Origin of the sequence: Providencia rustigianii DSM 4541 (assembly GCF_000156395.1) — a bacterium.
Lineage (GTDB): Bacteria > Pseudomonadota > Gammaproteobacteria > Enterobacterales > Enterobacteriaceae > Providencia > Providencia rustigianii.
Map to the genome: position 1 here is coordinate 1749 of NZ_GG703832.1, position 362 is coordinate 2110.

General features: G+C 38.4%; 1 protein-coding gene. It reads right to left on the reverse strand.

Annotation, left to right across the window (positions count from 1 at the left end):
• Nucleotides 1-220 precede the first annotated feature (220 nt).
• Complete coding sequence (locus PROVRUST_RS18740; RefSeq protein WP_248696655.1) at nt 221-352, reverse strand: phage virion morphogenesis family protein; 132 nt, start codon at nt 350-352, stop codon at nt 221-223.
• Between the last annotated feature and the right edge of the window lie 10 nt (nt 353-362).

The window sequence follows — 362 nt, forward strand, 5'->3', positions numbered from 1 at the left end:
TGATCGCATAAACAGTAGTAAGAAAGTTGACCACATCACGACCCACATTGAGTGTTGCATTTTCATCTAAAAATGCCATTGAAGAAAAAACAATGAAAATGAAGACCGGTAAAAGTGGAATGTATCGACGCATAGCAACCTCAAGAAATTAATTTTCTTAAGCCTGCCATTAATGGCGCAAGTGTTCAGTAAGTGCGGTTTGTTTGATTAGTGGCACAAATTATCGTGTCAGAAAATCAATAATTTGGTTTTCGATGTGAGTAACTTCTTGCGGCGTAAGCCCAAGTAATTGACGTGAAGGATAGGTAATTTGTGCTCGTCCAATTCGTTCTGTTAATCCAAATTGATGCACACCGGCAATA